35 protein-coding genes are annotated in these 24,241 nt (G+C 58.5%); 26 read left to right on the top strand and 9 right to left on the bottom strand.

Annotation, left to right across the window (positions count from 1 at the left end; genetic code table 11):
• Positions 1-76: 76 nt before the first annotated feature.
• The 23 genes from AC1DY9_RS20630 (at position 77) to AC1DY9_RS20520 (ending at position 15,708) form a co-directional block, all read left to right on the top strand.
• Positions 77-529 carry a DUF3592 domain-containing protein gene (locus tag AC1DY9_RS20630; RefSeq protein ID WP_457279014.1) on the top strand — a complete coding sequence of 151 codons (453 nt, stop codon included), beginning with the start codon at positions 77-79 and terminating at the stop codon, positions 527-529.
• A 70-nt stretch (positions 530-599) separates the two neighbouring features.
• Positions 600-914, top strand: a complete 315-nt coding sequence (locus tag AC1DY9_RS20625) for a hypothetical protein (RefSeq protein WP_477667523.1) — start codon at positions 600-602, stop codon at positions 912-914.
• 86 nt (positions 915-1,000) lie between these two features.
• Positions 1,001-1,441, top strand: coding sequence for a tetratricopeptide repeat protein (locus AC1DY9_RS20620; RefSeq protein ID WP_477667522.1), 441 nt, complete (start codon positions 1,001-1,003; stop codon positions 1,439-1,441).
• A gap of 51 nt (positions 1,442-1,492) precedes the next feature.
• On the top strand, positions 1,493-2,122 hold the full coding sequence (locus tag AC1DY9_RS20615) for a glutathione S-transferase family protein (protein ID WP_477667521.1): 630 nt from the start codon (positions 1,493-1,495) through the stop codon (positions 2,120-2,122).
• Between the two features lie 532 nt (positions 2,123-2,654).
• A complete protein-coding gene (locus tag AC1DY9_RS20610; protein WP_457279010.1) occupies positions 2,655-3,143 on the top strand; it encodes an SMI1/KNR4 family protein in 489 nt (162 codons plus the stop codon).
• A 144-nt stretch (positions 3,144-3,287) separates the two neighbouring features.
• Positions 3,288-4,040, top strand: coding sequence for a transglycosylase domain-containing protein (locus AC1DY9_RS20605; protein ID WP_457279009.1), 753 nt, complete (start codon positions 3,288-3,290; stop codon positions 4,038-4,040).
• Between the two features lie 104 nt (positions 4,041-4,144).
• Complete coding sequence (locus AC1DY9_RS20600) at positions 4,145-4,492, top strand: iron chaperone (RefSeq protein WP_477667520.1); 348 nt, start codon at positions 4,145-4,147, stop codon at positions 4,490-4,492.
• Between the two features lie 559 nt (positions 4,493-5,051).
• Positions 5,052-5,648: a hypothetical protein gene (locus AC1DY9_RS20595; RefSeq protein WP_477667519.1), complete on the top strand. Its 597-nt coding sequence runs from the start codon at positions 5,052-5,054 to the stop codon at positions 5,646-5,648.
• Between the two features lie 85 nt (positions 5,649-5,733).
• Positions 5,734-6,417 carry a hypothetical protein gene (locus AC1DY9_RS20590; RefSeq protein WP_477667518.1) on the top strand — a complete coding sequence of 228 codons (684 nt, stop codon included), beginning with the start codon at positions 5,734-5,736 and terminating at the stop codon, positions 6,415-6,417.
• Positions 6,418-6,530: 113 nt separating this feature from the next.
• A complete protein-coding gene (locus tag AC1DY9_RS20585; protein WP_477667517.1) occupies positions 6,531-6,923 on the top strand; it encodes a hypothetical protein in 393 nt (130 codons plus the stop codon).
• A gap of 165 nt (positions 6,924-7,088) precedes the next feature.
• Positions 7,089-7,910: a DUF4261 domain-containing protein gene (locus AC1DY9_RS20580; protein WP_477667516.1), complete on the top strand. Its 822-nt coding sequence runs from the start codon at positions 7,089-7,091 to the stop codon at positions 7,908-7,910.
• Between the two features lie 435 nt (positions 7,911-8,345).
• Positions 8,346-8,717 carry a DUF7674 family protein gene (locus AC1DY9_RS20575; RefSeq protein WP_477667515.1) on the top strand — a complete coding sequence of 124 codons (372 nt, stop codon included), beginning with the start codon at positions 8,346-8,348 and terminating at the stop codon, positions 8,715-8,717.
• 123 nt (positions 8,718-8,840) lie between these two features.
• Positions 8,841-9,188 carry a hypothetical protein gene (locus tag AC1DY9_RS20570; protein ID WP_477667514.1) on the top strand — a complete coding sequence of 116 codons (348 nt, stop codon included), beginning with the start codon at positions 8,841-8,843 and terminating at the stop codon, positions 9,186-9,188.
• A gap of 215 nt (positions 9,189-9,403) precedes the next feature.
• Positions 9,404-9,757 carry a hypothetical protein gene (locus tag AC1DY9_RS20565; protein WP_477667513.1) on the top strand — a complete coding sequence of 118 codons (354 nt, stop codon included), beginning with the start codon at positions 9,404-9,406 and terminating at the stop codon, positions 9,755-9,757.
• Positions 9,758-9,820: 63 nt separating this feature from the next.
• On the top strand, positions 9,821-10,204 hold the full coding sequence (locus AC1DY9_RS20560) for a hypothetical protein (protein ID WP_477667512.1): 384 nt from the start codon (positions 9,821-9,823) through the stop codon (positions 10,202-10,204).
• 79 nt (positions 10,205-10,283) lie between these two features.
• Positions 10,284-10,703 (top strand): hypothetical protein, encoded by a 420-nt coding sequence (locus AC1DY9_RS20555; RefSeq protein WP_477667511.1) that lies wholly within the window; start codon positions 10,284-10,286, stop codon positions 10,701-10,703.
• A gap of 767 nt (positions 10,704-11,470) precedes the next feature.
• Positions 11,471-12,319 carry a DUF1444 domain-containing protein gene (locus AC1DY9_RS20550; RefSeq protein WP_477667510.1) on the top strand — a complete coding sequence of 283 codons (849 nt, stop codon included), beginning with the start codon at positions 11,471-11,473 and terminating at the stop codon, positions 12,317-12,319.
• 104 nt (positions 12,320-12,423) lie between these two features.
• Positions 12,424-13,002 (top strand): pyridoxine/pyridoxamine 5'-phosphate oxidase, encoded by a 579-nt coding sequence (locus AC1DY9_RS20545; RefSeq protein ID WP_477667509.1) that lies wholly within the window; start codon positions 12,424-12,426, stop codon positions 13,000-13,002.
• Between the two features lie 130 nt (positions 13,003-13,132).
• Complete coding sequence (locus AC1DY9_RS20540; RefSeq protein WP_477667508.1) at positions 13,133-13,576, top strand: DUF4826 family protein; 444 nt, start codon at positions 13,133-13,135, stop codon at positions 13,574-13,576.
• A 96-nt stretch (positions 13,577-13,672) separates the two neighbouring features.
• A complete protein-coding gene (locus tag AC1DY9_RS20535) occupies positions 13,673-14,110 on the top strand; it encodes a hypothetical protein (protein WP_457278996.1) in 438 nt (145 codons plus the stop codon).
• Between the two features lie 36 nt (positions 14,111-14,146).
• Complete coding sequence (locus tag AC1DY9_RS20530; RefSeq protein WP_477667507.1) at positions 14,147-14,719, top strand: hypothetical protein; 573 nt, start codon at positions 14,147-14,149, stop codon at positions 14,717-14,719.
• A 39-nt stretch (positions 14,720-14,758) separates the two neighbouring features.
• Positions 14,759-14,959, top strand: a complete 201-nt coding sequence (locus tag AC1DY9_RS20525) for a hypothetical protein (protein ID WP_477646891.1) — start codon at positions 14,759-14,761, stop codon at positions 14,957-14,959.
• Positions 14,960-15,006: 47 nt separating this feature from the next.
• The gene (locus AC1DY9_RS20520) at positions 15,007-15,708 is read left to right on the top strand and encodes a hypothetical protein (protein WP_477667506.1); all 702 of its coding nucleotides are present in this window, start codon (positions 15,007-15,009) and stop codon (positions 15,706-15,708) included.
• Positions 15,709-15,741: 33 nt separating this feature from the next.
• Here AC1DY9_RS20520 and AC1DY9_RS20515 read toward each other — a convergent pair whose 3' ends face one another.
• The 3 genes from AC1DY9_RS20515 to AC1DY9_RS20505 form a co-directional block, all read right to left on the bottom strand.
• The gene (locus AC1DY9_RS20515) at positions 15,742-16,353 is read right to left on the bottom strand and encodes a hypothetical protein (protein WP_457278992.1); all 612 of its coding nucleotides are present in this window, start codon (positions 16,351-16,353) and stop codon (positions 15,742-15,744) included.
• A 163-nt stretch (positions 16,354-16,516) separates the two neighbouring features.
• The gene (locus AC1DY9_RS20510) at positions 16,517-16,810 is read right to left on the bottom strand and encodes a YciI family protein (RefSeq protein ID WP_477667505.1); all 294 of its coding nucleotides are present in this window, start codon (positions 16,808-16,810) and stop codon (positions 16,517-16,519) included.
• Between the two features lie 63 nt (positions 16,811-16,873).
• Complete coding sequence (locus AC1DY9_RS20505; RefSeq protein ID WP_457278990.1) at positions 16,874-17,785, bottom strand: LysR family transcriptional regulator; 912 nt, start codon at positions 17,783-17,785, stop codon at positions 16,874-16,876.
• A 168-nt stretch (positions 17,786-17,953) separates the two neighbouring features.
• Between AC1DY9_RS20505 and AC1DY9_RS20500 the strand changes: the two genes are divergently transcribed.
• Positions 17,954-18,196, top strand: a complete 243-nt coding sequence (locus AC1DY9_RS20500; RefSeq protein WP_457278989.1) for a hypothetical protein — start codon at positions 17,954-17,956, stop codon at positions 18,194-18,196.
• 46 nt (positions 18,197-18,242) lie between these two features.
• On the opposite strand, the gene AC1DY9_RS20495 is transcribed toward AC1DY9_RS20500, so the two are convergent.
• From AC1DY9_RS20495 to AC1DY9_RS20485, 3 genes are all read right to left on the bottom strand, one after another.
• Complete coding sequence (locus AC1DY9_RS20495) at positions 18,243-19,334, bottom strand: lipocalin-like domain-containing protein (protein ID WP_477667504.1); 1,092 nt, start codon at positions 19,332-19,334, stop codon at positions 18,243-18,245.
• Between the two features lie 8 nt (positions 19,335-19,342).
• Entirely contained in the window at positions 19,343-20,422 is a 1,080-nt protein-coding gene (locus AC1DY9_RS20490) for a PLP-dependent cysteine synthase family protein (protein ID WP_477667503.1), read from the bottom strand.
• Positions 20,423-20,494: 72 nt separating this feature from the next.
• Positions 20,495-20,767 (bottom strand): DUF1127 domain-containing protein, encoded by a 273-nt coding sequence (locus AC1DY9_RS20485; protein WP_477667502.1) that lies wholly within the window; start codon positions 20,765-20,767, stop codon positions 20,495-20,497.
• Positions 20,768-20,838: 71 nt separating this feature from the next.
• Between AC1DY9_RS20485 and AC1DY9_RS20480 the strand changes: the two genes are divergently transcribed.
• Both AC1DY9_RS20480 and AC1DY9_RS20475 read left to right on the top strand, forming a co-directional pair.
• The gene (locus AC1DY9_RS20480; RefSeq protein WP_477667501.1) at positions 20,839-21,732 is read left to right on the top strand and encodes a LysR family transcriptional regulator; all 894 of its coding nucleotides are present in this window, start codon (positions 20,839-20,841) and stop codon (positions 21,730-21,732) included.
• Positions 21,733-21,930: 198 nt separating this feature from the next.
• Positions 21,931-22,596 carry a glutathione S-transferase family protein gene (locus tag AC1DY9_RS20475; protein ID WP_477667500.1) on the top strand — a complete coding sequence of 222 codons (666 nt, stop codon included), beginning with the start codon at positions 21,931-21,933 and terminating at the stop codon, positions 22,594-22,596.
• An 86-nt stretch (positions 22,597-22,682) separates the two neighbouring features.
• On the opposite strand, the gene AC1DY9_RS20470 is transcribed toward AC1DY9_RS20475, so the two are convergent.
• From AC1DY9_RS20470 to AC1DY9_RS20460, 3 genes are read right to left on the bottom strand one after another with little or no spacing between them, the layout of a single operon-like run.
• Positions 22,683-23,045: a hypothetical protein gene (locus tag AC1DY9_RS20470; protein WP_477667499.1), complete on the bottom strand. Its 363-nt coding sequence runs from the start codon at positions 23,043-23,045 to the stop codon at positions 22,683-22,685.
• 56 nt (positions 23,046-23,101) lie between these two features.
• Complete coding sequence (locus AC1DY9_RS20465) at positions 23,102-23,776, bottom strand: glutathione S-transferase family protein (RefSeq protein ID WP_477667498.1); 675 nt, start codon at positions 23,774-23,776, stop codon at positions 23,102-23,104.
• Positions 23,777-23,797: 21 nt separating this feature from the next.
• Positions 23,798-24,220 carry a DoxX family protein gene (locus tag AC1DY9_RS20460; RefSeq protein ID WP_477667497.1) on the bottom strand — a complete coding sequence of 141 codons (423 nt, stop codon included), beginning with the start codon at positions 24,218-24,220 and terminating at the stop codon, positions 23,798-23,800.
• Positions 24,221-24,241 lie beyond the last annotated feature (21 nt).

Below are 24,241 nucleotides of genomic sequence, written 5' to 3'. Positions count from 1 at the left end.
CCACAACAGCAGGATGTGGTTCCGCCGCATTTGTTGGTGGTCCGATCATTTTTACGTTAGGCCTAAGGAGCCACCGATGTTTCGAATCTTAGGTAGCCGAGTCGTCGCGATCTGTCTTGTTGTGTTTGGCATCTTTTTTATGTATGCCGGTCACAAGAACGCCACCAAGTTTTCGGCATTGCGCGATCACGGCAAGACGACCAAGGCCGAGGTAACCAGGCTGGAGTGGAAGGAGAAGAAGAATACCCATGCTGACAGCCTTTACACAGCGCATGTTCGCTTCACTACGGAGGATGGTCGCGAAATTCGGACTGAAGTCGGCGTTGCTGCGGAGCTTGGCCGTGCCTTGCGCAGCAACTCTGTCCCATCCACCATGACGGTTCGCTATCTACCTGAAGCACCCAGCACGCTTCAAGACATCAACCAGGACGACTCCTCTGATGCCCAGAAGGGCGTTGGTCGCTATATGTTGCTTGGGGGACTGGCCATGTTGGTCATCCGCTTCTTCTTTTCAGGCCGTGCGAAATGATGCCAAGCCCTTTCTTCAAGCGGACCCGCCTGCGGCGGTCCGGTTAAGTCAACCGTTAGACCGCACCTCAATGTTTCGCTCTGCCACCATCGCTGAAGTCGCCGACCTTTTGGAAGACGGCCTTCGCGGGTTGCATCCGGAGCATCGGGCAGCTTTAGAGAAGGCATGCATAGCTCCGCGTGAGCTGTCGGTCGCGGATTCACCGGGTGAGTATGTCGTTGCCGTCGCTGCCTTTGGCGATAAGCTGCTGTACTGGTCCGACGTAGAGGAAGGGTGGGAGCTCGAACGCCCAGACGACGAGGGCGGCATTGCGTCGCGTGGCTGCAACCAGTTTGAGCTAGCTCATGTCATGTATCAAACGCTGGGAGATCCCAATGCGGTCTAACTGGTCGGTCAACGCGGATTCGCAACTTCAAAAGACGGCTCCGCTGCAAATGTTGCGGTCCGGTCACCCTCTACGTTAGGCATCACGTGACGGCCGCCGAGGACATTTATTACGATCTGGCGCCCGAAGAGGCGCGGGAACGGCTGCACGAACTCGCCGGAGATGGGGACCACGAGGCCGAGTTCTATCTTGGTCACTTGGCGGACGAGAGCTCGCCCAGGAACCCGGTCGAAGCGCTGGTCTGGTACAAGAAAGCTGCCGCCGGCGGCCTGCTGGAGGCAAAGCACTGGGTTGCGAGCTTCACCTATCACGGCATGGGCACAAGTCAGGACGTCTTGGCTGCCGTCCGCCTTCTCCGTGAATGTGCAGAGGCGGGGCTGGATTCATCCCAGTGGAAACTCGGCCAGCATCTTCTGCAGTTCCCGGAGAACACAACCGAGGCTCTCCGGTGGTTGACGGCGGCGGCAAGCCAGGGGCACACGGGGGCAATCGAGTTGTTGGCTGAAGCCGGTCAACTTCAACGTTAGGCGTCACTTGAAGCAGTTCCTCGCATCGTCAATTCAAAATTGAGAGGTCACATGCTCACGCTTTACTACACCCCCAATACTTGTGCGCTGGCAACGCATCTGGCGCTGGCTCATGCAAATGCAGAGTACGAACTGGTACGGATCGACTTCTCGAAGAATGAACAACGGGCGGCAGACTACCTGAAGGTCAATCCGAAGGGCCGGGTTCCAGCGCTTGTGACGGGGCGCGGGGTCCTGACGGAAACACCGGCCATGCTCATGTTCATCGCCCAGACGTACCCGGACGCGCATCTGGCTCCGCTTGGTGACACGTTTCGACTTGCGGAGATGAACGCTTTCAACGGCTATTTGTGCTCCACGGTTCATGTCGCCCACGCCCACCGAATGCGCGGCCACAGATGGGCAGACGAACCTGAAGCGTGGGACGCGATGCGAAGGAAGGTTCCTCAATCTGTGGGTGACGCCTTCTCGCTTATTGAAGATGAGTATCTGCGTGGACCGTGGGTTCTGGGAGAAGAGTTTTCTGTGTCAGACCTGTATCTTCTAACCTTGGCCCGCTGGCTGGAGAGTGACGGGGTGGACCTCTCCCGCCTTCCCCGAATCCTCGATCACAGGGCGCGAATGCTGGCTCTTCCTCTCGTCGCCGAGGTCATTGCTCAAGAGGAAGGGCAGCCGAAATGAGGCCTGGCCCCACCGTCGGGCAGACACTTCGGAGGCCGCTTCGCGCCCGTTGGCCCGCTTCTCATGTCAAACGCTAGAAGGCATCAGCATGGGCTTCGATAGCACATGGCAGTTCCTCGGAGGCATCGCAATTGGGCTAGCGGTGATCGGGTCGTTGTGCCTTCGCGCTGCCGCGTCGTATGTGCTCGAGCGCTGGGGCCGCAGAACGAAAGGTGCAGTGGTAAGTTCAGTAGAGAAGAATGACGATGGAAGCGTGGTGTACGTCGTGTTTTATGAGTTCACAGCTACTTCGACCTCCGGTGCGCCTCAGATTCAAGCGGGGAAGCAGACGACGCGCTATGGCTTTCGCGCCAGCGACATTGTTGCCGTTCGATATTGGCCGAAGTGGCCGAGGCTCAACCGAATCGCGGAGCGCGCCGTCTGAAGACGGCAAGGACACGGGAGATGCCGTCTAACATATCCATCGACGCGCACCCACAACGACAGGATGCGGCTTCGCCGCAATTGTTGATGGTCCGGTCATCTTTACGTTATGTCGCGAACGCCACCGCCTCCTGATGTCGGCAATCTCTGGCAGCGCGTGCACAAGCAATGGCGCGACGCTGGAGTGGGCGTAAGCGCTGGCGCAACTGAGGAAGCGATTGCGGAATTTGAGCGCCGGTACGAAGTAGCTTTGCCTGAGGATGTCCGAGCCTATTTCGTTGCTGAAAACGGAACTGGCCATGAGATGGATGATGTGTACTTCCGCTTTTGGCCGTTGGCGGAGATCAGGCCCGTGAAAGACGAACTGGATGATTCAGGCGGTGTCATCTATCCGGATCGCTTCGCGTATCCCGACTGCTTCGTGTTCGCTGATCATCTTATGAACAGTTGGCTTTACGCAGTCCGACTGACGAGCGACCGGAATCAACTCGCCCCGGTGTACCGCGTCACAGCCTCGGACGAGGGTGGGGAACAGATGGCTCCGACATTCCGTCTATTCATGAGCCGATACGCGGATCGGCCGGAGAGCATTCTTTGAGGCTGTTGCGACATAACCTGTCGTTCGAAACGGACGTCCAGCGGCGTTCGCCCCCTTCGTTCCCAACTTTGCCGGGTCGCCAGTCAACGTCGCGTTAGGCGTCACGAATTCCCTCGCACATCACTTTCCGAGATCAGCCACAACATGAAGATCGGTCAAGCAGTCATTCGCACGATCCTGGGGCTCTCAGGTGCAAGTGCACTTGCCCTGGTTCTCGCAGCCGGCTATTACGCCAACGAAGTGAGGGCTGCCAGAGTTGCAACACCGTCTCTGATTTCCGAAACCTGGAAGCGCTTTGGAGCCCGGCTGAAACCCACAGACTTGTCGAAGGACAGGCAAGCCATGTTGTTGGCAGTCGAAGACCCGGCGTTCACCCGGCATCACGGCGTCGATCTTCAAACTCCCGGCGCAGGAATGACGACCATCACGCAAGGTCTGGTCAAGCTCATTTACTTCCCGGACGGGTTCAAGCAAGGTATCGCTAAAGTTCGCCAGACGCTGATTGCGCAATACGCCCTGGATTCGCTGGTTTCCAAGAACGATCAAATGCAATTGTTCCTGAATATCTGCTATCTGGGCAGCAAGAATGGCCAGCCTGTTCATGGCTATGCGGCCGCCGCACAGGCATATTTCGGCAAGAGCTTTGCGGAACTCACTGACGAGGAGTTCCTGTCGCTCGTCGCAATGCACATAGCCCCCGATAACCTGAAGCCTGGGACGCCCGAAAACACCCAACGCGTTCAACGTATTCACGCCTACCTCTCTGGCAAGTATCGGCCTGCGAGCCTGCTGGATGTTGAGTACAACGGAAAGCAACACGGAACACTGGCGGAAGAAGCCCTCATGTCAATCTTGCGACTTGTCACTGACGCAAGGCCTGAGCGCGCTGGTAGCTAACGCACTTGACTTGCAGTGGTGCCCAGCCTTTTAATTGAGAGGACGCGTCCCGGCAAGCCGGGTCACGCCTCACATCTCAAACGTTAGACAGCACGAATTACGCCATGGCTTTCGCTTCACATGAAGAGTACTTCGCGAGCGTGCCCGCCGAGTCGCGCCTTCAGCTCCAATCCATTCAGGAAAAAGTTGAGGCCTTGGTGCCTGGCGCCTCGCGCTGCGTAAGCTACAACATGCCCGCATTCAAGCGCGGTCGGGTGTTCTTCTACTTCGCTGCATTCAAGAAGCACATTGGCGTCTATCCGCCTGTCACGCAAGATGCGCGCCTCATACAGGAACTCGCGCCATACCGTGGCGAAAAGGGCAATTTGTCCTTCCCGCTGAAGGAGGAGCTTCCTATCGAGCTTATTGGCCGGGTTGCCCTGGCGCTGGCGCAAGAGTACGGCCGCAAGTGAACGGCGAGCGTGGTCCCTGACCTTTCGTTGCTTCCTGGAGTTCTCTTTGCCGCAGGTGGGGCAGGGGGCAGCGCCGACGCTGCGGCATGCGCGCACTGAGGCCTGCCTCTGCATAGGGCTGAAACGAAGACGGCGCTTTTTTGCGCGCCCCTTGTTTTGCTATCAAATCAGTAGCTGCTTGCGCTCATCCGCATTGGTCTTGGGGCCTGTTTCGTATATGAAAATACCCAAAAACAGTTGATTCTGGCGCTGCCATACCTCGCAAAAGACCCTGTAGTGGCCTCCAAAGAGCGGTTTTGACCTCTTTTTATGCATGAAAACTGGCTGCAGACCAATGTGGACGGGCGCAAACAGCTATTAAATCAATAGCATTTCGAGCGGGAAGGGGGCCTATCTGACGACCGGACTCGTGCGCACGCCTGTGCTTGTCTGTCGCATCCACGCCATAGGTTCCAAAGCGTTCTTGGCGAGGTCGATTCTCATGGTGATAATCGCCGTGATTTGCCTCCCCAGGTGAACTGATGAAGCCGCAGGTCTCACGACCGGAGGCCCGCCTGGGATGGGGATCCTCGCATTCATGCGAGACAAGCGGCGAGCACTGGATAAGGACCCCGTGCGTTCGTCACTGATGTACTTCAAATATTGGGGGGAATTGGTTTTGAGCCTGACAAAGATTTCACTTGTGCTGTTCATTGGGGGCCTGGTATGGCTCGGTGCCGAGTATGCGGAGGACCGCAAGCGCCCGTCGCGCCACAAGGTCCCTTCTGAGGCTGAATTGAGCACTGCCACCGGCAAAGCCCTGAGCGCCCGCGTTGTTGAGCGCAAGACAAAAAAAGGTGTACTTGCGAGCCGTTACGCGGAGCTGGACATACAAACCTCCGCAGGCATCGAGACTGTGCGCGTGGGCGAGCCGAACTCTGAGCGTTCGCTGGACGGGCTGGGTGGTGAAACCGTGACAGTCAGGTTCGATCCGAAGGACGAAAAGTCGGTGTTCAGCCTGAGCACCCCAAGCCGCCAGGTGATCGCGTACCGCGATACAGCCGCGTTCAAGGCCAGGCTTGTCGAGGGCAACAGCGGCGGCTACACCATCGGCTGGATCGCGGTGGCGTTGGGCGTTCTTGGCTTCTGGTTTGGCCGTAAGGTGGCAGCGAGTTGACCAGAAGTGCTGTGTCTTGCCCGGGGCCGCGCAGCTCAAACGGGGGCACGGTATTTCTGCTACTCAAAACAGCCACCCCAACCCCATGAGTCTTATCGCCGAGCCCATTTCTCCCCAGTTCGCGGCGAGCACGCTGCGGAATTTGCTGACACCGACCTTCGGACCCCTTCAGGGCTGGAAGAGCGGCCGTGGCCACAGCTGGTTCACAAGCTCCACCAATCTGTTCAAGCTTGAGTTCTACGGGCGTGTGCCGAGTTGGTCGTTCGAGTTCGCATTGAATCTCTGCCCCAAATATCCGTCCCATATGAAAGCCGCTGTCTCGTCGATGGCGAGCTTCGATCTGGAGATCGACCTCAAGCGATTGGCCGACGCGCACAACCTGCCATTGAGCCTAAAGGGCGTGCTGCCTGGTGGTGAAAACCAATACACCATGCTGGTGAACAACGGCCCGGCAGCAGAGCGTGCCGCGGCTGAGCTTGCCTCTGTACTGGCGCATGCACTGCCGTTGCTGGCAGGGATCGACAGTTGGCAAGCGCTGGACCATTGGGCTAACCGCGTACCGGATGCCGACTGCCCGTTTCGGTTCTTGCGCCGCCCCACCACATGGACACCCATGAACTACCATGCCGACCTCGCCATCGCCAAGGCGGCAAATGCGCCTGACTTTGCCGCCCGGGCATCCGGCAAGCTGTCTCGCTACCGCGAGCGCGGCACGCCGATGGTTGGCTTTCTGGAAGCGTTTATCGCCGCATGCGGACTGCCCACATGAGCCGGCGCGGCGCCGGGAACCCTCCATTCAATGGTGTAGCCGCCATTGTTGGCCTTGGCCGCCTCGCCAAGCAGGGTTGTACCGGGTATCTCAAACCTTAGTCGTCACCGGCCATGCGAAAACTTCTACTCGTCGGTGCGTGCTGGGCCTTCTGGCTAATTTATGTCGTCGCGACCGTCAAGACCGATCTGAGAGCCGGCATCTCCGTGTGGCCATTCGTCAAGATGGCAGTCGCTGCCGTTGTTGCCGGATACGTCAGCTCAGTCCTTCTGCGGCCGTCAACCGAAGCTCAGGATGAAGCCGAAGAATCCCACTGGCGGCCTATGCCGCTGTTGATCAGGGTTGTTCTGGCAGTCGCAATCTTCACCGTAGGCCTTGGCCTGATCGCCATGAGCCTGGTTACCTCTTTGTTCGGTGCCATCGGAGTGGTTATCGGGATTGCCTGCTTGCCCATAGCTCTCTACTTTCTTGTCGCCGGTAAATACAATCCGCATGATGTGCCTTGAGTACTTTAAAAGAGGCACTGAACCCTTCTGTTGGGAGGTGCCGACCGGAAAACCGGTCAGCACTGTCCTTCTAAAGCGTTAAACCGTGCACGTGACGGCAATTCCACTCTTGCTATCCGACGCAGACTACAGGCTTAATACGCGCAAAGCATCACACACAACACCATGCGTTCACTTTTAGCCCTGCTTGCGTTTGTCATCACCTCAACACTCGCCACGGCTGCAGAGCCCAGCAAGGTCCGGGCTGGCTCGTTTGTACTTCTTGCTGAATCAAGGCTTCCCGATGCAGCGGCCTTTCGTGCACAGCTCGAGGTGCGGCTCAAGGGAAGGGTCAAGATTGATGACATGGAAGCAGACGGCCAAAAGATCATTCTTCTTCGATCGCGGGGTGGTACGGTGATGATTGGCCTCATCGATGCACCTCTGCCAAAAGGCCAGATTGACGACTTGTGCCAAGGCGCTTGGTACTGGAAGAGGGCCTGCGAAGAGACTGCCCGGCACCAAGCCCATGTATACGTCAGTATCCTGGACACGAATCTCGATCAGCTGGACGCTTATCTCTTGCAGACCGACGTGGTGACAACGCTGATGGACCAGAATGCCATCGCAAGCTATTGGGGCGCGAGCCTGCAGTCCCGTGAGGCGTTCCTGAAACAGAGCGCGCAGGCCAGTCGAGCGAGGCCGCCCGTTTGGCTTTGGGTCAACTTCCGTATCTCAACCGATCTGGAGAAGGGGTTCTCGCTGTCCACGCAAGGAATGGAGAAGTTTGACCTTCGGGAAATTGAGACCAAGGACGTGAATCGGAATGGCCTGGAAGTTTTCTCCCTGCTCATGAACATGGCCCAGTATCTCGTCAGCAGTGGACCGGTGATTAAAGACGGGGAGACGATAGGTGCTTCACCAGCGCTGAACATCAGGGTTCGCCAAGGACCGTCCTACTGGCGAGAAGGTGCCACGGTCTACAGAGTCATGTATCCAAAGGAATGAGGGCCGCACATGTGTGATTTCTGCCCTGACGATCGACAGGTCGCTTCAGTACTCGCGAAGCAAAACCCCAGCCCGCATTGGCTGGCATGGTGAGGAAAGCTTCTACTTCGCGGCCCCCCATGTCGTGCGGATGCGTCATGTGGCCATTGCGGCCGTGCCAACGGACAAAAAACGGACCCAATACAGGTAAGTTTTCCCGGTGCCAAGGCTATAGTGCAAATACCGAACCCGCTCCCGGACCTGATCCAGCAAGCGGGCAGACTGCAGCGGAGGATTGCGGGGTTTCACAGAATTTTTATAGCTGTATGAATTTCAGAGAATTGCCTTGAAACCCAGCATGCAAGCGGCTTACAGGAGTTTTGGATGTCCGGATTAGATTGCAAGCGCCAAGTCATACAGCAGGGTTTGCGGCATACATTACGTTAGGAATCCACCTTGAACCTGCAGCAGTTATATCGTGCGGTTCGGGATCGCTTCCCGGAAGTTGCCACCTCGGCGGATCGCGAACACGTCAGGAGGGGAGAGTTGGAGCCAGATGACGCCTACTCTTGGTTTCATAGCCTGGCTAACGAACTCAACCGCCAGATGAGTCGATCTATTGCATTCGAGACCCATAAACCCCTCTTTCACTTCATCGGCGAAGCGGCACTCGTCTGCGACGAAGAGGCAAGAGAGTGCATTGATGTTTCGTTCGTGGAGAATCTGTTTTGGGGGGTTCCCGAGTCCAAGACAGAGCCCTATTGGCGCGAGTTGCCAGCCCGGCTGAAACAGCTGTACCTATCGTTTCACCATCGGCCTCCCACCTAAGAAGCAAGCCGATTCATCCTTCAGGCACTCACATCATGCTCGACCCCACCCAGATGCCTAACCCCTCCGTCAATGGGACGTCCCGCGTGCGAGCCGCTCCTTACGTCAAACGTTAAACCTTCTATGCCAGAAGCTTCTTACGAGCCCAATCTCACCTTCACCGCGGAGCAGGTGTACGAGCTGCTTGGAAAACGCGTGCTGATCGGCGTAACTCACCGCACCTTGGACGACGCGGTCGCTTCACTTGAAGAGTTTCATGGAGAGGTAGTACGCGTGAACCTGGACGAAGGGCTGGTACTGAAATTGTCGACTGGCGCGGAGCGTAGCATCCCGCCCGATCTTTCGCGCTTGGAACCGGCCTTTCCTGGTGAATATAGGCTCAAGACCACTGGTGAGGTAGTCATCGATCCTGACTTCACGGCAATGTGGACGGTCTACCCCAAAGGGTATCGTGGAGGTCCGGATGCTTAACTTGTCAATCGACACAGACCCACTACAGCAGGAGGCGGCTTCGCCGCTTATGTTGGTGGTTCGGTCATTTTTACGGTAGAGCTCACATGCGCAAAATTGCACCACTCTCACTTTTCCTAGTCTTCGCTCTCATGGTTGGGTGCGATCAACCCACTTCAAAAGCGACATCACCCGTACCATCCCGGTCGGTTCAAATTGAGCGAGCAGAGTTCGGCTTGTTCACGATTGAAGACGGTAAAGCAAGTTTTACCCCTTCGAAGACCGTTCCCCTGTCGGTCAATCAGGCCTACGGATGGGTTGTGGAGCTAAGAACAAAACAAGAGAAGGTCAAGTGGCGAGAGGAATTTACTCTGCCGTCAGCTCCAGCTGTGTGGGGTAGTTCGCCCGCGGGTTCTCAAGAATTTTCAGCCGATAAAAGGACTTCCATTCTTGAGCGAGAAGTTGCTCCCAAAAACGGAAAAATTTTTAACTCATGGTCTGTCGCTGCAGGCGATCCACCGGGTCGCTACACCATCCGTGTATCAGTTGCAGATGCTGAACCAGTAGTTTTCGAGTTCGAGGTCCGGTGAGTCCTAACCCTTCCATCGAGAGGACGTCTTGCAGCTGGCTGCACCAGCTGCAAGCCGCCTCTCATGTCAAACGTTGAACTGCAGAATATGTACAGATTTCCCAAGGAGCTTGACCTGTCGTCAGTTGTCGGTGAGTTCACTACGCAATTGCGGGTTGGGCAGTTCGATCTCCAATTCACGTTCGGCTCTGTGAGCTTCGCAGTTCAATCCCCAATAAGCATCTTTCGCGACGGCGAACTGGCGGCGTACTGGGAGGAAGGAAAATGGCCAGAGCCCGGCTTCTACGACGTCATGAACGCCGGAGTCAGACGTTGCGAAATCGTCAGCGACAAGCTGTTGGTGTTTGAGTTCGAGAATGGATTGCAGATGCATCTTGAAGACAATTCAGATCACTACGAGAGCATGCAGATTGCTATCGAAGGGGACCCCAATACATGGACAATTTAATGAGCAAGCCGTTCAACAGGTCGCCCAGGGCGGACGCCTTCGGTCCCGCTTGGCTTCGACGTTGAGGTTCACCAACGAAATGTTTCTGGCGCTCAAAAGAAAAGTTGCGGATGGGTTTCTGGTTGTCGCTGATGTGGCAGGCTTGGTTCTGTCCGCTTCTGGGGCATCCGTCGTAGCCGTCCTGGGCAAATTAATGCTTGCAGTTATTTTGGGTGCTATCGCGCTTGGCTTTTTTCTGCGTCTTGCCGGTCGGCGTCAAAAAAATGCCTCGGTACCCGCGCGCACACCTGCTTGGTGCTACGTCGCCTCAGTGGTCTTGGCTGCTTTGGAGGTTGCCTTGCTGGCCGAAGCCACTAACCTGCCCCTTCGTTTCTACCAGCCAGGTTTTGAGGCGTGGCACTGGGCGCTCGTTGTGGTTGCCCTCTTCGTTGCGTACGTTGTGCACATGCAGGTCTTCCGCTCATTTACACGGAGGCAAGGTGTCGCAGCGCAGCCTTAACAAGTCGCTCGGCTGGGACAGGCCACAACAGGAGGCCACTTCGGGGCTGATGTGGCGTGCCTGGCAGCTCCAACGCTACGTGCTACATGCGTGTCGTTTCCGCCAGGGAGTCGAGTATGCTCGTGTGGAGTTTGCTGGTATTTGGCCTCATCCTGATTGCGACGGGTTGGGCGCTAAAGCCGAAACGATCGGAGAAGTGACTTATGCATAACATGTCAATCGACACGGATCCACAACTGCAGGAGGCGGCTTCGCCCCCAGTTTTGATGGTCCGGTCATCTTCACGTTAGGCTCCTTCTTCCCTGCCTCATGCTTGCAAAGCTATTCGCCGCACTCCTGGCACTCTCTGGAGTACTGCTGGTCCTTGTAGGGAGCGCGGCTATCATCCAGGCCGAACCCAACTCACCCATGTTCTTTGGAATGCTATCTGCCATCGTTGCGTTCGGAGTGGGCTGCCTCATCGCCTCCATTGGTGTCTTCAGAATGCGGCGGTACGGCTTCGTTTTATGCATTGGCCTGGGCGTCAGTGCTGCCGGCCTCGCGCTTATCGTTTCTGAACCTGTAGGCCAGGGAGTACTCTGGCCAATCTTTGCGTTCATGACGGCCAGCGGCGCTGCCGGCTTGTTTGTAAAGTCAGGCGCCGATGCTACGGGAAGAGCCGCGCCGTGACCAATCGTTCGATTTTCTTGACGGCATATTGCCTTCGCTCTACAGCCTGACAGCTCACGTCGAACTTTCGGCGTCACCAATTTGCAAGGGAGTTAGTTTTGAACAAAGCATGTGCAGTGTCGGCAAGTTTGTTGGCCTTCTTGTCAGTTGAAGCCGCAGCCCAAGCCATACCAATGGAGGAACAGACATTTACTGAATTTGCTGCACAAGCAGTACGGCGCGAGGTTGGCGACACGCCCGTCGCAATAAAGGGGCCATTTACACTGTCGGTTGGCGCATTGCAGGCCAATCTAGACAGAGTTTTCGGTTTTTGCCGCTCTAATAATTCTGGTTGCGCATCCGAAATTGATCGGTATGCCAAGGGTGTGGCGCAAGTGCTAAAACAACAGAATGCGCCGGTAGACAGAAGCTCAGTGCGCCTCGTTGTCCGGTCAAGCGAATATATCAAGCGAGCGCAGGAATCGTTGAGTAGTGATGGCCCGACGCTTCAAACGAAGCCACTCGTTGAAGGGCTGGTATCGGTAGCCGTGCTCGATACGCCGCGCGCGATGAGACCGCTTGACGATCGCGACCTGAGAAAGCTCAACATGTCACAGAATCAGCTGTTTGAGCTTGGTGGTGAGAATCTGCAAGCCACACTGAAGCCTCTCGCTGACAGTGCGAAGCCCGTCGGAAGCGGACAGATTGGCGCTATTACAGGTAGCGTGTATGAAGTCGGCCGCGTCGCCATTCTTTCTCAGTGGGCACCTCTTGCAAATGCTCAGCAAGGTCTCCTTGTTATAGCTCTTCCAACAACGGATATGGTCTTGTACATATCGGAATCTACTCCGTCAGCAATAGATGCACTTCGGGCGCTCTCAAAAGACACCGCTGCAAAATCATCCAATCCTCTTTCGCCAACCACCGTACTCAAATGGACCGCTGAGCGATGGATGCCCGCACAGTGAGCGCCAAGGTGGCCGCATCAATGCCTGACCCTTCTATCAAGAGGGCGCACCCCGGCATGCCGGGTGGAGCCGCTCATCTCAAACCTTAGACGTCAAGAGAAAATATGCGCAGTCCCATTGAGCGTTTCAAAACCGTATGGCTCGACGCCAGGAGCCGTGGGTCGTCCAAACACAGGAACGCTGTTTGTGTTTCCACCATCGATGCGGATGGATACCCCAGTTCGCGGTTCGTCGATTTGAAGGAAGCGGAAGAGACGGGTTTCGTCTTCTGCACGCATTTGGACTCTGGCAAGGCCTTGGACATCGCTCGCAACCCCAAGACCGGCATCACCCTGTGGTGGGAGCATGTCGCCACGCAGGTGCGTATCAAGGGAATTTGCATGGCGATACCGGAACAAGAGGCTGATGTCCACTGGGCGGGCCGCCTGCGGGATGCCCAAATTGCCACAGCGACATTTCAGCAGAGCCGTCCGCTTGCAAGCCTCGAGTCGCTTTCGGATCAATACGGACGCGCCGTAGCTGCGTACGATGGCAAGCCAATCCCTCGCCCCGCGAACTGGGGCGGATTCAGGCTCCGGGCCGAGCACATTGAATTTCTGGAGTTCAAAGAGAGCCGCCTGCATGCGCGCACGACCTATTCCCGCATTGGTTCCAGCTGGGAGCAAGCGTTCCTGCAACCTTAGGGTATCTCGCCGGGAGTAACCCATCATCTGAGCGGACCGCAACAGCAGGCCACGTGACACCGTGCTGTTAGTTCCGGTTCCGCGCGGCCTGCTGCTACAGTCCACTCAGCCCAAATGTTAGGCCTTAACAATGCCCGATTACGACAACCCCGAAGTTGAAGCCCAGTGGTGTGCAGAGCGCCGTGCTGAAGTATCCGAATACTTGCGGCGAGAAGGCCTGGTGCATGGCCGGATCGGCGTTGAGCCTGTGTGGCACCTTGCCCCCTATGTCTCAGTTTGGACCGTCGAAAGCCTTGAGAGCCCTGGTTCGGTGGGCTGGTGGGCTATCTCTGGCGATATGCCGAACGACTATGTTTCCTCAAGCAAGGCTGGAACTCCACGGGAAGCGGTGCATGCCATCGCTTCTCTCTGGCAGGACGCGGCTCGATGCATGGCGCGTGGAGAGCGGCACCCAACGTTTGTCATTGGTACGGGAGAGAACATGGAAGAACTCGCCCCCATGCTCGCATCGAGGGCCGGGTTACTGCTGGAATGGGCCGATGACCCAGCGGTATGGGAAGACGATGAGCTTTAACGCGCTAGAAATTTTTTCTCTAGTGACCTCGGTCTTCTCGCATCACAGGCCTGAGCCTTGCTTCGGGTGGGCACACAAACCTTAAGTTCTTCGCATATGCCATCAACAACTCAAGCCCTGTTCATTTTTCTCGCGTGGTCTGGTGTCCAGGCCGTATTGCTTCTTGCGTCGCTGCGTTCCAGGCAACCCTTGCCGGAATTGCTCGCAGCTGTAGAGAAAGTCGAGCCTTCGATGGCGCCGGCGGAAAAAGGTGACATGGCCAGAGGATTCCTCTGGATCAGCGTTGTCTGGTTCGTCCTGGCCACAACCATTGCGGCGGTTTCTTTCAGTTCGGCATCAAAGGGAAGCCTGTGGGCCCTGGCCGTTTTTACCGCCATAGGTGGCTGGTCGCTCTACGATGCAGCGTCAAGCCCTGTCGTTCTGGGCCGCATGTACCCAGGGAGCATTAAATGGACAAACTGGCTTACAGCTGTATTGAGCTCAACGGTCTGGTTATTGCTCTTTGTGATGCTGGCCATTCAATGGCTCTCCTGAAGCCGCCTGGCCTTCTTATCTCAAACGTCAGGCGTCATGATGACCATTTATGCAACCAGCAAGGTCGTACACGCTGCGCTGAGGCGCGCGCTCAGTCCATGGTTTACGGCGAACGGCTGGAAGCGGCGGCCCGGTTACTCCTGTGCGTTTATTCGACCTGCCGGGCCGGGCTATTGGTGTCTGTGGTTTCAGGTCAATTCCTGGGGAGGTCAACTCTCGGGAAGTTCGTTCACACTGAATCTGGTTCATCAGGAGTCTGCGGAATCGTCACTCTGCGGTGGGCCAAATGCCCGCGTGCTGCGTACTCTGAGTGCAGCCGATATAGAGCTCGGTTTTTCCATCGCAGCGGAGCTGGCCAAACGCATTCCAGAGCCCGCGGCATCGGATCCAGTACACGAATGGGCAAAACTTCCGGGCTATCAGGGCGAGATGTGGCGCAAGAGAATCGCTGATCTTCAGACAGTGAATCCTGACGCCTGGAAGCCGGATGTCGATGTCTGGCTGCCGTATTACGCGGTGGCTGACCTTGATCTTTGGGTCGATTTTCTGCTTCCGAGGTTTCCGCACCTTCTGCGCCAGAGCCAAGGGCAGGATTTCACCGCACAATGACGCTCATCATCCATACGCCTCCAACTACCCCGTTCACCCATGGAATCTCCCAAACTCAGAGTCGGCCAACCGATTACGCCCGAACAGTTCGATGAACTCACGGACGCGCAGCTGTCACGGCTTGTTCCCAAGGCGTATCGCGAATTTTTCCCCGGTAAAGATTTCTGCGCTGATGGGTACTTCTATCTTCACGACGGAACTGCCTGGAGCTTTTACCGAGGTGATTTCCTTGATGAATAGTGTTTGCCTGTCGCTGAGTGGCTTGGCAAACCTTTAAGGCGCCACAAATGCCGTTTCACCATAGAAGATGGCTCGTCCTGGTCGCGTTCCAGCTCGCCGTCACGCCGGCCCTGGCCATGGAATTCAATCTCATTGGGGAAACGCTGATCATGTCCGGACCGGTTATTGGCGGTGACGTTGCCCAGCTCAAAGACCAGCTTGCCACGAATCAAGTGAAGCTCGTTTTGCTGCACAACAGCCCCGGGGGCGATCTCTGGAACGGGCAAGAACTTGCAAGGCGTATTCGGGATGCAGGCCTCGACACTGCAGTCTCAGGAAAATGCGAGTCCGCATGCGGCCTTGTTTTTCTCGGAGGGGTCCACCGCTACTACAGCGACGGCGCTCCTCTGGCGAAAACCATGATTGGCCTGCACGGCGCGCACAACAGGGAAACCAAACAGGCGATGCCGCAACTTGGGGCCCGGATGGCCTATCTCATCAGGGAAATGACCGAGAAGAAGTTTCCGGACGATCTTTTGGATCGCACTGTCTATTCAAAAGATCCCTCGGATCTCACCTACATCTTTCATCCTGCGCGTTTCAAGGTGGATGGCAAGTCTCGTGGTGTCATGGAATGCAACAAACAGGCGGATGCGACTTTCAAATGCACGATGGTCGATGGCCTGGACGCGATATCAGTCGGGGTGACAACAAGCCCGGAAGTTCTTCGCCTCAGCGAGGAAGTGAAAGCAATGGTTGCAAGGCCGTGAGGCGTCGCGCGTGAAAGTGCCTCACACGCTTATTTATCTGCCGCCGCCGATCAGCACGCTATAAGCCTCACGCGTCTCCGGCGACACCGAATCCACCAGCTGCGCATGGGGTGTCTTGTGCCGCACCAGCACGCGGGCCGAGGCGATGGCCTTTGATTTGCAAAACCAGTGGCAGGTGTGCTGCATCAGGAAGAGTTCGGCCGACATCGTGAAGGCCTTGGCCTTGGGGCTGAGCCCGGCGGTATTTTGGGCCACGCGCGCAATACCGGCGGCGTGGATCGCCAGGGCAATGCGCATGTCGAAGCTCATGGCCGGCAGGATCAGCGTCGCAAAGGGAAAACTGATGGGCAGCCGGCTGACGCGGGCCTCGGGTTCAGGCACCCTGGCAAACTCTGTCGCAAATTTGCTGAACTGCACGGCCAGCTGCGCTTCAGAGTTGGCCAATTGTTGCCAGACCTGTTCGCGCCGCTCGGGCTCTTTTTCGCCGAGTGCCCGCAGGTAACCGTCAGCCAGCGTTTCCATGAGTTTTTCAATCTGGTAATTGCCCAGATGGCTGCCCAGCAGCGCTATGCGTTGGCGTTCTTCCCTGGCTTTCAGGAGGTAGGTGCCGATGGCGACAAAGGTCACCAGGAGAAAAAAGTCCATTTCAGTTCCGGTTGCATGAGGAAAAGGCTGGCAAGAGGCTTACCAGCACGGGTCGAGTGTAGTCACGCAGCCTTTTCCCGCGCTTGCGTCACGGAACACCCCTTGCTCTTGGTCCCTTTCTATCGCTGAACGGTGACATGGGTGCGACGATGTTGGGGTTTGCTTACAAAATCACCTGCCTGTCAGCCAATGCCTTGCCCCAGGCCAGCAGCCGGTAGCTGCGATGAGCCGGCACGTAGTAGGGGTCGTTCTCGACCAGCTCCGCGGCACGCGCCCTGGACGCAACCTCCATGACCCAGAGGCCCCCTACAAAGCTGTCGCCGGGCGTTTCACGCAAACCGCCTGCGATGAGGATTTCGTCCTGGTGTTGCCGAAGGTAGGCAAGATGAAGGGGTTCACGCTCCTGCCGGATCGCCAGCATGGCAGGTGTGTCGTCAAATAGGGCTATCCAGCGCATTGGGCCATCCTGATTGAAGTGATGAATGAAGTGATGAAGGTGAGGGACTTGGGGCTGTGAGATTCACGATGAGGGTTGTTTGCCCTTGCCGGGAGCCTTTGCCGGCTTGGCAGTGCGCACCTTGCCGCCCTGGCTTCCCGCCGCGGCTTGCCTTAAGCCTGCCAGGGCGGGTTCCAGTACTTTCATGTCTGCGTTGGCTGCGTAGACGGCATAAGCGGGGTACAAAAACTCCGGCTTGCCTGGCACGCGAAACAGGCGGCCTTCCTTGATGTGGTTGCGCACCACGTTTTGCCGGAAATAACCGGCACCGCCCACCGCAAGCAGGTACTCCAGCCCCAACGGCCCCAAGCTGGAGGAGACCCCGACACTGGAAAGCTCCGGGAACGCCAGGCTGTGCTGTGCCGAGAATTCGCGCCCCCAGTCCACGTAGACGTAGTCGGCGGGCTGCGGCATCTCGAGCCTGGGCGAGGTGGTGACCAGCACCAGTTTTTCTTCGATCAGCAGTTCGATCCTGAGGCCGGGGCGCTGCCGCGGTGCATAGGCAATGACGATGTCCAGTGTTCCGTGGGCCACGCGTTCCAGCAGGTCTTCTGCAACGCCCACCTCGGTGCGAAGCGCCAGATCGGGTGCGTTTTTTCGCATCCAGAACAGCCAGTCGAGCATCAGCGGTTGCCAGAGGCTGATTTCACAGCCAACGGTCACCAGCGCGCGGCGACCGGGTGGCACGGCCATCTGATGGCGGGCGCGCTCCCAGACTTGCACCAGCGTCATGGCGTGCCGTACAAACTGCTCGCCTGCGGGCGTGAGCGATGCGCCGGCCTTGTTCCTGACGAAGAGCGTGCGTCCCAGCAGTTCTTCCAGCGTTTTCACACGAGCGCTGACCGCGGTCTGGGTGACATGCAGCCGTTCTGCGGCCTGGACAAAGCTGTGGCAGGACACGATTTCGAGGAAGGTGCGGGCGAGGTTGATATCCATGGCGTGTCTCCCATTTGTCCGGCCTTAGAGGCCGTGCTCTAAATGCAATTTTTCTGCATTCAAACGCAATATAAGTCGTTTTACTTTTATACTCGTAAACCCTATATTCTCGTCATGACCTCTGTTTTGGCAATCGTTGCCGCTCACGTCACTTCGAAAGGACCTTCCATGACACGCACCGCATTTTTCACTGAGCCCGCTTCCGCCAACGCCTCTGTCGGCGGCCGTTCGTTGCAGGCTTCTTCCTCGTTGTCTTCCTTGCTGCGCAAGGTGATGGATGCTGCGCAATTTCTGCTGCCCGGTGCACCATCTGTCGCCGCTGCGCCTGGCCAGCCCTACCCATGGCTGACGGCAAATATCCGCCGCAACATGAGCCCTCGTGCCCAGCGCCTGATCCGCGCCGACTATTGATCCCTTTGGGCGCTGCGCCGCAACTGCGGCCGGCGCCGGCCTGGCGCTACATCTTCAGGCGCTGCGCATACCCCGTCATCTCCAGGTACCCCATCCCCACGCGCTTGCCGTTGCTGTCGATCAGCTCGCTCAAGCCTTCCCAGTAAATCGCGCCTGTCGACTGGCGGCTGTCCAGCTCCTGGTTGTCGATGACGGCCCTGACCGTATAAAAGTCGGCGGGCGTGCGGACGATCCACTCGACCGGATAAGTCGCTTGCGTCAGAGGGCTTTTCCAATAGCGCACGGGTTTGAAAATCACCTCGCCGCGGCTGAAGGTGTACAGCCCTCCTTTGGTTGAGCGGAACGAGCCCCCATCCCACAGCGTGTTGCCGTCTTTGCCCCGCAGCCTGAAAGCGGTGAGGGCGCTGCCGTCCAGCAGGTTCATGCCTATCCAGTCCCAGCCCGTGGCGTCTGAATGCAGGATCTCTTCGCTCCACTCGTGGTCCAGCCAGGCTGTTCCGGTAACGGCAAAGTTTTTTCCTTTGACTTGCAGGGTGCCGCGCGTGGCAAGCTGCGGCTGGCTGTAGTAGTAACTAGCCTGTTTTTCGTCAGGCCCTTTGCGCGACAGGCCCTTGTTGCCTTGCAGCAGCACGCCTTGCGTTTCTTCAAACTGCAGCTTGAGCGCAAAGTCGCTGGCCGGGAGTTCTGCGGTGTACCTTGCGCCTTCGGCTTTCAGGGACCAGTCGCGCAGTTTGACAGCCATGTCCTGCTCGCTGGCCATTGCAACGCCAAAACCTTCCCGTGCGATGCGCTGGTCGTGCCAGAGTTTGTTGCCCTGCACATCGGTGATGGCGGCATGCGCAAAAACCAGTTGCCTCGCGGCGAATTTTGACGACATGCCCTGCGTATCGTCCACGCGTGAACGGAAAAAGGTCAGCTGAAAGCCGAAGAGGCGACTATCCGCGGCCGTGGCCTGGCCGGTGATGTACCACCACTCGTTGCGAAAGCCGGGGTGGGCGCCGCGGTCGCGCGGGAACGCCAGTGTTTTGGCGGGCAGGGCGTGGGCTTTTTCAAAGCCTGCCAGACTGGCCAGGCCCGCCGCGCCGCCCAGCAACAGCTGGCGCCTTGGCAAACCGGCGGGCAACAGTGGCAGGCGCATCGGGCTCTTCAGGCCTGCGCAGGCCGCATCAACCGGTTGATCTGCTCGTTCGCTGCCGTGCAGTCGCCCATTTTTTCAGCGACCCAGTTGGCGTTGTAGTACGTGGGCAGGTAGCGCTCGCCGGAGTCGCACAGCAGCGACAGGATAGAGCCCTGTTCGCCGCGCGCCAGCATCTCATGCGCCAGCGTAAGCATGCCCACCAGGTTGGTGCCGGTCGAAGGCCCGACCCTGCGGCCCAGCAGTTGCGACAAGGCCTGCATGGCGGCCAGCGAGTCCACGTCGGCCACTTCCACCATGCGGTCTATCACCGTGCGGATAAAGCTGGCTTCCACGCGCGGGCGGCCAATGCCTTCAATGCGCGAGCCTGCGCCGGTGAGGCCGGCATCGCCGGTGCGGTGATAGGCGCTGAAAACAGACCCCATCGGGTCAGCCACGCACAGCTGGCTGCCGTGGCGCTGGTAGCGCACATAACGCCCGATGGTGGCGCTGGTGCCGCCCGTGCCGGCACCCACTACAATCCAGCGCGGCACTGGGTGCCGCTCGCGGGCCATCTGGCTGAACATGCTTTCGGCGATGTTGTTGTTGCCGCGCCAGTCGGTGGCGCGCTCGGCATAGGTGAACTGGTCCATGTAGTGGCCGCCGGTTTCAAGCGCCACTTTGCGCGCTTCGTCGTACACCTGCACCGCGCTTTCCACCCAGTGGCAGCGCCCGCCATAGAACTCAATCTGCGCCACCTTCTCGGGCGAGGTGCTGCGCGGCATGACCGCGACAAAGGGCAGGCCCAGCAGCCGCGCGAAGTAGGCTTCGCTGACTGCGGTGGAGCCGCTGGACGCTTCAACGACGGTGGAGTTCTCGTGGATCAACCCGTTGCACAGCGCGTACAAGAACAATGAGCGTGCCAGCCGGTGCTTGAGGCTGCCGGTGGGATGGGTGGATTCGTCTTTAAGGTAAAAATCAATGCCGCGCGCAGCGAATGCCGGCAGCGGCAGCGGGATCAGGTGGGTGTCGGCACTGCGCAGGTAGTCGGCTTCAATGCGGGCGATGGCGGCGCTGAGCCAGGAACTGCTGGAGGTCTGGAGGGAAGTCATTGCCCGATTCTCGCAGCAAGACCTGTTGGCGTAAAACGTCTTCTGCCGGCTTGCCGGTCCGGCGCAGGGGTTTCAGCGCCATTCCCAGCGGCGGGGCCCGAGGTCATCCATCAGGCCGGGGATTTCACCGCGGCCTATGCCGAGGTCATTGAGCTGGTGGTCGCTCATCAGCCGCAGCTCATTCAGGTTCCGTCGCCTCTGCGCGTTTTTGCGCAGGCCGGCCAGAAGCCTTTGGCTTAGCTCTCTGGCTGGAAAGCCGGGCAGGGCTCCCGGAAAAATTCTCATCGTCTTCGTCAGCATTTCGCGCGCTCCTGGTAGGAAGTGCCCTATGGTGCTGAAAATCATGATATTGTGGAAGTTGAATTTTCTGATCGAAACTATCAGAATTACTGATATCAACTAACAAGCCACCTGCCATGCGCGAACTGAACCTGGACCAGCTACGCACCCTGGTCGCCATCACTGATTTGGGCACTTTCTCTGCCGCGGCGCAGGGCCTGCATCTGGCGCAGCCCACCGTGAGCCTGCATGTGAGCGAGCTTGAAAGCCGGCTGGGCACGCCGCTGGTGGTGCGCGGCGGTCGGCGCGTTGAGCCCACGCCGGCGGGCGCCGTGCTGGTCGAGCGGGCCCGCCGCCTGCTGCGCGACGCCGACGATGCGGTCGATGCGGTGAAGCGCCACGTCGAGGGCCGCACCGGCCGCGTGCGCCTGGGCACCACTACCGGCGTGCTGGTGTACTTTTTGCCGCAGGTGCTCAAGGCCATGGAACAAGCCCACCCCGACATCGATGTCGAGGTCAGTATTCTTGGTTCCGCCGACACGCTGCAGCGCTTGCTGGACGGCACGCTCGATGTCGGCCTGGTCGCCACACCGCCACCTGCGCAGCGCGGCATGGTGATCACCCACTGGCGTAGCGACCCGATGATGGCGTTTGTACCCAAGCGCTGGAAGGCGCCCAAACATGCCACGCCCGCATGGCTGGCCACCCGCCCGCTGATCTTCAACGAAACCCCGACCCATATGTACCGCATGACCATGGCCTGGTTTGCCGATGCGGGTTTCACGCCGCGCGCGCGCATCGAGCTCAACTATTCCGAGGCCATCAAGAGCCTGGTGGCCGCTGGGTACGGCGCTGCGGTGCTGCCGAGGGAGCAGTCGCTGGAGGAGTCCAACGTGCGGCATGACGTGCAACTGGTGCCGCTCAAGCCCGCGCTGACGCGCCACACGGCCATGGTCCACAGGCCGCTGGATGTGCTCGACGGCGCCACCCGTAACCTGCTCAAGACGCTGGCGAGTTTTCGGCAGACCTGAGCAGGGGCGTGATCTGCGACGACGGGTACGCTGCTGACGGCACCCAATTTCCTTTTTTTCTCAGAATTTGCAAAAAAAGTGGCGCCGGGATGTCGATTGGGCTCTATCCCGAACGTCGTGAGGTAGGTGACCGGTCAATCGCATGTCCGGCATCAACAAAACACTCAACCAGGCATCTCAGCAAAAGGAGAAACCACCATGACCCTTCCGACGACTCCCACCATGACGGCCTTTGAACGCTCACCCGACCGCGGCCGGGGGCTGGCGCGTGACATGCGCGTTCGCTGGGCGCTTGAAGAAGTGGGCCAGCCTTACGAGGTTCGCCTTGTTTCGTTCGCGGCGATGAAGGAACCCGCCCACCGTGCGCTTCATCCTTTCGGGCAGATTCCAACCTATGAAGAGGGTGATCTTGCGCTGTTCGAGTCAGGGGCCATCGTGTTCCATATCGCAGAACGCCATCGAGGTCTGCTGCCAGCCGATGTGAATGCCCGTGCGCGCGCCGTCACCTGGATGTTTGCCGCGCTCAACACGGTAGAGCCGCCCATCATTGACCGCTCAATGGCCGTGCTCTTCGAGCGGGACAAGCCCTGGTATGCGGATCGCCTGCCCGCGCTCGAGGACAGCGTCCATGCGCGGCTGGGCGACCTTTCCAGCCGGCTGGGCAATGCCGACTGGCTTGACGGTGCCTTCAGCGCCGGTGACCTGCTGATGGTGACGGTGCTGCGCAGGGCGGGCGTATCGGGGCTGCTGGAGAAATACCCGAATCTTTCGGCTTATGTGGCCCGTGGTGAAGCGCGGCCTGCCTACCAGCGTGCTTTTGATGCGCAATTGGCAGTTTTCACTAGCGGGTCATCGGCCGCCTGAGGAGGGGCAGCCTTGGGGGCCGGTTGTTTTACGGGCTGATGGGAAAAAGCGCTTCCGTTTGGGTCATTGCCGACACTGCAACAAGCTCATTTCATCTTGGAAAAGTATTCCCAGAATCTTCCGGTGTGGACCCAGTAGAGCGTTGGGCTTAAAAAATGCAGGTGTTGCGCTGTTTCTTCACCGATGCGGCCAAACACAACAACCACGCTTGTTTCTGACTTCCAAATAACCCGATACGGTGTGACGGACCTGGCGTCCTCGAACATCGAGGTGAAGCGTTTTGGAGTGAATAGCACCTCTGTCTTGCCGAGTGTCCGAAGCATAATCGCCTGAAACTCTGTAGAGCCTGGGGGATGCTTACCCCATCCGTCAACGGTCAACCCTTTGTCAGAGCGCCAACGGCCCAGCAACCAATCGGCGGGGCCGGAGGAAGGTGTTTTGGATGGCATCGATTGAGATGACGAATTTCGACTTCTGGCCAAAAGCGGCCATCCGCTTTATAGCATCAGGCTACTTCACGCTCCGCGATGCGGCGCGAGAGTTCGGAGCCGCGGGCCAAGAAGAAGCGATGCAGCTCGCGAGCATAGCCGCTGCCCACCGCTTGCTGGACTGAGGGACGCGCAGCGAGAGCGGCGCGCCAGGCCTGCACCTTTGGCAATTGCTCAAAGAACCCAATCTCACCCACGTCGTCCAGCACATCGAAATAACGGAACACGGGCCCGAACACGGCATCGACCATGCTGAAAGATGCACCGGCGAAATAAGGCCCCTGATCCGGCAACACGGCCTCAAGCTGGGCAAACCGGCGCCCAATGTCTTCGCGGTGCCGCGCGAGGGACGCCGCATCGGCAGCGTTGTAGAACGCTCCGATGGCATTGAGCAGGGCAGAGCCGAACTCCATCCAGGCGCGGTGCTGGGCCCGCTTCAGGGCATCCGCCGGGTGCAGGCGCGGCAGCAGGGTGTCGTCCAGGTATTCGCAGATCACGGCGGATTCAAAGATTGCGTCGTCATCTACTTGCAGCACCGGCGTCTTGCCCAGCGGCGAGATGGCCTTGAACCAGTCGGGCTTGTTGGCGAGGTCGACGTTGATGCGCTCGAAGGCGACGCCTTTTTCGGTCAGCACGATGGCTGCGCGCTGCACGTAGGGGCACAGTGTGTGGCTGATGAGGGTGAGCTTCATGGTGATGTCTTTCTGCGCAGATCAGCGCGGCACCAGCAGGCGGCTGCGGCGCGCGGCCCAGGCGCCGTCACCCAGCAGCCATTGGGCGAGCGAGGCTACCAACAGGAACAGCGGGTATTCCCAGCCGCCCTTGGGACTGGTAAACACCCAGCCGTTGGGCCAGTGCACCCAGACGACCACCAGCAGCACTGGCGCCAGCAGCAGCGATGCCTGGCGGCCATAAAAGCCCAGCAGCAGCGCCGCACCGCCGAGCAATTCGACCGCCACGACGACGTAAGCCATGAAGCCGGGCAGGCCGACCGATTCAAAGAACTGTGCCGTGCCGGGCAGGGTGAAGACGAAGATTTTGAGCAGCGCGTGGGTGACCCACATGGTGCCAAGGGCCAGGCGCAGCAAGGTGGCGCCATGGCTGGCGCTGAAGTTTTCAGAAGTGTCGGTGGTCATGGTGTAAAGCCCGGCAAAGGG

This window comes from Polaromonas sp. P1_F6, from assembly GCF_056405695.1.
Note: the sequence above shows the minus strand (reverse complement) of the source record. Positions and strands in the feature narration are given on the sequence as shown.

Bases quoted from the DNA above. Each gene is read 5' to 3' on its own strand.
- AC1DY9_RS20630 (WP_457279014.1), top strand. From the start codon at position 77: ATGTTTCGAATCTTAGGTAGCCGAGTCGTCGCGATCTGTCTTGTTGTG.
- AC1DY9_RS20625 (WP_477667523.1), top strand. From the start codon at position 600: ATGTTTCGCTCTGCCACCATCGCTGAAGTCGCCGACCTTTTGGAAGAC.
- AC1DY9_RS20615 (WP_477667521.1), top strand. From the start codon at position 1,493: ATGCTCACGCTTTACTACACCCCCAATACTTGTGCGCTGGCAACGCAT.
- AC1DY9_RS20610 (WP_457279010.1), top strand. From the start codon at position 2,655: ATGTCGCGAACGCCACCGCCTCCTGATGTCGGCAATCTCTGGCAGCGC.
- AC1DY9_RS20605 (WP_457279009.1), top strand. From the start codon at position 3,288: ATGAAGATCGGTCAAGCAGTCATTCGCACGATCCTGGGGCTCTCAGGT.
- AC1DY9_RS20600 (WP_477667520.1), top strand. From the start codon at position 4,145: ATGGCTTTCGCTTCACATGAAGAGTACTTCGCGAGCGTGCCCGCCGAG.
- AC1DY9_RS20595 (WP_477667519.1), top strand. From the start codon at position 5,052: ATGGGGATCCTCGCATTCATGCGAGACAAGCGGCGAGCACTGGATAAG.
- AC1DY9_RS20590 (WP_477667518.1), top strand. From the start codon at position 5,734: ATGAGTCTTATCGCCGAGCCCATTTCTCCCCAGTTCGCGGCGAGCACG.
- AC1DY9_RS20585 (WP_477667517.1), top strand. From the start codon at position 6,531: ATGCGAAAACTTCTACTCGTCGGTGCGTGCTGGGCCTTCTGGCTAATT.
- AC1DY9_RS20580 (WP_477667516.1), top strand. From the start codon at position 7,089: ATGCGTTCACTTTTAGCCCTGCTTGCGTTTGTCATCACCTCAACACTC.
- AC1DY9_RS20570 (WP_477667514.1), top strand. From the start codon at position 8,841: ATGCCAGAAGCTTCTTACGAGCCCAATCTCACCTTCACCGCGGAGCAG.
- AC1DY9_RS20560 (WP_477667512.1), top strand. From the start codon at position 9,821: ATGTCAAACGTTGAACTGCAGAATATGTACAGATTTCCCAAGGAGCTT.
- AC1DY9_RS20555 (WP_477667511.1), top strand. From the start codon at position 10,284: ATGTTTCTGGCGCTCAAAAGAAAAGTTGCGGATGGGTTTCTGGTTGTC.
- AC1DY9_RS20545 (WP_477667509.1), top strand. From the start codon at position 12,424: ATGCGCAGTCCCATTGAGCGTTTCAAAACCGTATGGCTCGACGCCAGG.
- AC1DY9_RS20540 (WP_477667508.1), top strand. From the start codon at position 13,133: ATGCCCGATTACGACAACCCCGAAGTTGAAGCCCAGTGGTGTGCAGAG.
- AC1DY9_RS20535 (WP_457278996.1), top strand. From the start codon at position 13,673: ATGCCATCAACAACTCAAGCCCTGTTCATTTTTCTCGCGTGGTCTGGT.
- AC1DY9_RS20530 (WP_477667507.1), top strand. From the start codon at position 14,147: ATGATGACCATTTATGCAACCAGCAAGGTCGTACACGCTGCGCTGAGG.
- AC1DY9_RS20525 (WP_477646891.1), top strand. From the start codon at position 14,759: ATGGAATCTCCCAAACTCAGAGTCGGCCAACCGATTACGCCCGAACAG.
- AC1DY9_RS20520 (WP_477667506.1), top strand. From the start codon at position 15,007: ATGCCGTTTCACCATAGAAGATGGCTCGTCCTGGTCGCGTTCCAGCTC.
- AC1DY9_RS20515 (WP_457278992.1), bottom strand. From the start codon at position 16,353: ATGGACTTTTTTCTCCTGGTGACCTTTGTCGCCATCGGCACCTACCTC.
- AC1DY9_RS20510 (WP_477667505.1), bottom strand. From the start codon at position 16,810: ATGCGCTGGATAGCCCTATTTGACGACACACCTGCCATGCTGGCGATC.
- AC1DY9_RS20505 (WP_457278990.1), bottom strand. From the start codon at position 17,785: ATGGATATCAACCTCGCCCGCACCTTCCTCGAAATCGTGTCCTGCCAC.
- AC1DY9_RS20500 (WP_457278989.1), top strand. From the start codon at position 17,954: ATGACACGCACCGCATTTTTCACTGAGCCCGCTTCCGCCAACGCCTCT.
- AC1DY9_RS20495 (WP_477667504.1), bottom strand. From the start codon at position 19,334: ATGCGCCTGCCACTGTTGCCCGCCGGTTTGCCAAGGCGCCAGCTGTTG.
- AC1DY9_RS20490 (WP_477667503.1), bottom strand. From the start codon at position 20,422: ATGACTTCCCTCCAGACCTCCAGCAGTTCCTGGCTCAGCGCCGCCATC.
- AC1DY9_RS20485 (WP_477667502.1), bottom strand. From the start codon at position 20,767: ATGATTTTCAGCACCATAGGGCACTTCCTACCAGGAGCGCGCGAAATG.
- AC1DY9_RS20480 (WP_477667501.1), top strand. From the start codon at position 20,839: ATGCGCGAACTGAACCTGGACCAGCTACGCACCCTGGTCGCCATCACT.
- AC1DY9_RS20475 (WP_477667500.1), top strand. From the start codon at position 21,931: ATGACCCTTCCGACGACTCCCACCATGACGGCCTTTGAACGCTCACCC.
- AC1DY9_RS20470 (WP_477667499.1), bottom strand. From the start codon at position 23,045: ATGCCATCCAAAACACCTTCCTCCGGCCCCGCCGATTGGTTGCTGGGC.
- AC1DY9_RS20465 (WP_477667498.1), bottom strand. From the start codon at position 23,776: ATGAAGCTCACCCTCATCAGCCACACACTGTGCCCCTACGTGCAGCGC.
- AC1DY9_RS20460 (WP_477667497.1), bottom strand. From the start codon at position 24,220: ATGACCACCGACACTTCTGAAAACTTCAGCGCCAGCCATGGCGCCACC.